Consider the following 2395-nt stretch of genomic DNA (forward strand, 5'->3'; position numbering starts at 1 on the left):
TGATAACCGGACGGTCCGCCAAAGCGTGCCTGCTGGGTCCGGTGTCGGCCTGGGGTCTGACCGTGCTTGAATGGAAGACATGGGTCTGGATACACCTGACATGAAGGAACTGCTGGAGCCGAGTCTGCCTATCCAATACGGGGACCAGGCGGGGGACAATCATGTTGGCGGACCTCGGCATCTGTCTGCCGTCCTGCCCGCCCTGAGCGCATGCCTGGGAGTGCCTGTGGCCACCGACGTGCATCCGTCTGCAAAGGCCCTCCAGGAGGCCCTGGAACTGCCTGATGCCCGGTCGGTTGTCGTCGTCCTAGTGGATGGGCTGGGATTCTGGAACCTGGTCAGCCGTCAGGGCCATGTGCCCTACCTGCGCTCGCTGCTGTCCGAACCCATCAATCAGCGTCCCCTCTACACCAGTCTGCCCTCGACCACTGTGGCGGCTATGGGGGTATTCGGCACCGGAACCAGCCCTGGGCTGACCGGCATGACCGGCTATACCCAGCTGAACCCCGACACCGGCCAGCTTGGCCAGATGATCCAGTTCAGAGGGGCTCAGGACCCCGAACGTCTGCAACGCCGTCCAACTGTCTTCGAGACCCTCCAGGCGCAGGGGGTCAGGGTGACCTCTTCGGGCTTGCCGCGTTTTCGTGACTCAGCCCTGACCCGTGCGGCTCTGCGCGGCGGGGAGTACCTGGCCCACAACCACTCCCGCCAGCGCCTTCTGGCCGCCTGTGAGGCTGCCCGCCAGCCGGGGCTGACCTACCTCTACATCCGCGATGTGGACAAGGTGGGCCACCACAGCGGTTGGGAGGGCGAAGAATGGGTGGCCGCTCTCGAAGTGACCGATGCACAGCTGGCCGAACTTCATCGCCGCCTGCCAGCCGGGACTTTGACAGTGATCGTAGCCGATCACGGCATGATCGAAACTGATCCGGATCAGCGCATTGACATCGCCCAGGATCCGGAGCTGAATCGGGATGTGCGACTGGTGGGCGGCGAGCCCAGGGCGGTCATGCTCTATCTGGACCAGGGGGCGGATTCTCGGGTCGTGGCCGCCCGTTGGCAGGAGCGACTGGGGGAGCGGGCCTGGGTGATGACCCGGGACCGGGCCATCGAACAGGGAATCTTTGGCCCTGTGGACGCTCGGATTCGCCCCATGATCGGCGACCTTCTGGTTCTGGCCGGTGACCGGGTCACTCTGGTGAATTCGGCCGATCAGACTGATGCGGCGACCAGGCTGCCTGGCGTCCACGGCTCTTGGACCCGTTTGGAGACGCAGATTCCCTGCCTAATCGATCTGGTCTGACCGCCTGGGATAAAGTGCTCAGCTACTTACCGAAGAGGATTTCGTCCCAACTGGGTACGGCCGACCGTCCGGAGTGCTTTTTGGCCCGTTTGCTGCGGCGACCCTCCTTGGGCTCGTCCTCCTGATCGTCCTGACTGGCATCATCGCTTTGATCCGGCTGCTGAAGCTGCTCCTGGTCAGCTTGGCTCTGTCCATGGTTCTGAACGGGCAAAACCATAGTGGACTCGGTGTCCCTGATTGGGGGATGCTCGGCCGTGTCAGGGTCCTCGGTCAGCTCGGCACGGGGGTGGTTGAGCTCTCGTTCGGTTGTCCGCTCCTGGCCTTCCTTGGGTTTGCCATAGAGCCAGGCCGTGAGTGCCGCCTGACGCTCACCATTTTCCTGGTCGCCCGTTTCACGGTCATCTTCCTCGTCTTCGATTTTGGCAAAGGTATCGTCCTGGGTTGGAGGGCGCCTGTCGGTCTGGTCGTCGATCTCTTCGGCGCGACCCTGGTCCCAGGCGGGCCGCTCCTGTCCATGGTCGTCTGCGGAATCGTCCAGCAGCATCCTGGCCGCCCCGTTCAGGCAGGTCACGGTGTTGTCATGCATGTTCCAGGCCCAGTGGGCGTTGAAGATCCGCTTGTCCAAGGTAAACACCCCGTTGATATTCCAAGGTTCGTACCCTCGCCTGGTGGCCTGCCAGGAAACCTGTGCCAGACTGACTCCCGCACGGGCCAGTACTTTGCCTATCAGTTCCTGGTAGTTACGCCCGCCTGACCCCTTGGGCGCTGGCATGGTCAGGAACTGCTCGATGGCGTACTTCTTCTCGGTCTCCACCGGAGCCGCGAAACGCCGTACCAGCGCTTCGTTGACAGCGTATTGCTGTGCCACCTGCTCGGGGCGGGCGCCGGCGCGCACAGCCGCCTGAATGGCAGAGACAGGCAGTGGCTTGGACTTGCCAGTTTGGGGGTCCACGTCCTCTTCCTCCCTGACCTGCTTGGCCTCAAGAATGGCGCGATCAAGCGCATCGTCGACCTTTACGGCGAAGTGCCGGTGGTCACAGACGAAGACCAGATCGCCCCTGTCGTCGACATGGTCAAAGCTGGCCATCCTGG

Annotated in this window: 2 protein-coding genes; one reads left to right on the forward strand and one right to left on the reverse strand. The window is 63.1% G+C overall.

Translation table 11 applies throughout. The features are described from left to right. Nucleotides 1-79: 79 nt before the first annotated feature. A complete protein-coding gene (locus tag AC0AP0_RS11990) occupies nt 80-1303 on the forward strand; it encodes an alkaline phosphatase family protein (protein WP_490430632.1) in 1224 nt (407 codons plus the stop codon). A 22-nt stretch (nt 1304-1325) separates the two neighbouring features. Here AC0AP0_RS11990 and sepH read toward each other — a convergent pair. Beyond that, a partial coding sequence (gene sepH / locus AC0AP0_RS11995) for a septation protein SepH (protein WP_490430633.1) occupies nt 1326-2395 on the reverse strand: 1070 nt, incomplete at its 5' end.

The sequence above is a fragment of the Bifidobacterium sp. POST2/T3 (B1) genome (assembly GCF_058197115.1).